1 protein-coding gene is annotated in these 515 nt (G+C 47.0%); it reads right to left on the bottom strand.

Annotation, left to right across the window (positions count from 1 at the left end):
* Positions 1-195: 195 nt before the first annotated feature.
* The coding region (locus ACJHYW_RS25345; RefSeq protein ID WP_143366380.1) for a tyrosine-type recombinase/integrase at positions 196-515 on the bottom strand (320 nt) is incomplete at its 5' end.

The raw sequence follows: 515 nt of genomic DNA, 5'->3' as shown, positions 1-515 counted from the left end.
GCGTAACCCTTTAAAAAACTCTGCATACAGATCTCGCCCGTCGGCAGTTATGTAGGTCTTTATCGTTTTCATAAAAGATAGTAGCTTAAAAGCTACTTTTTATCCAGTAATTTAGTTTAAAAGCTACAGTCAGCATCGACATTTGAAACGCACAAAGGGGGAATATACCTTTTCCCCCTCTGATGCTTTGTTAACTTACGACGCCTGTTTTAGGCGGCGGGCATACTGGTAAGCCGAGACATACCCGTCACTGTTTGCATCAAGATAATCTGACCACCACTGCATCATCTCGATCCGTTCCTCCAGATATTCAGCCTTGTGAATATAGGCAGCACGGACGCTGTTTCTTTCCTGGTGGCTCATCTGCTTTTCAATGGCTTCTTTGCTCCATAATCCCGATTCGCTCAGCGCACTACAGGCCATTGCCCGGAAGCCATGCCCGCAGATATCCTTTTTGGTGTCGTAACCCATCACGCGCAGCGCCTTGTTGACGGTGTTGTCGCTCATGCACTTGT

The organism is Escherichia sp. WS3063, assembly GCF_046486595.1.
In the GTDB taxonomy this organism is placed as follows: Bacteria; Pseudomonadota; Gammaproteobacteria; order Enterobacterales; family Enterobacteriaceae; genus Escherichia; species Escherichia coli.
This window is presented reverse-complemented; position numbering and strand designations above follow the sequence as displayed.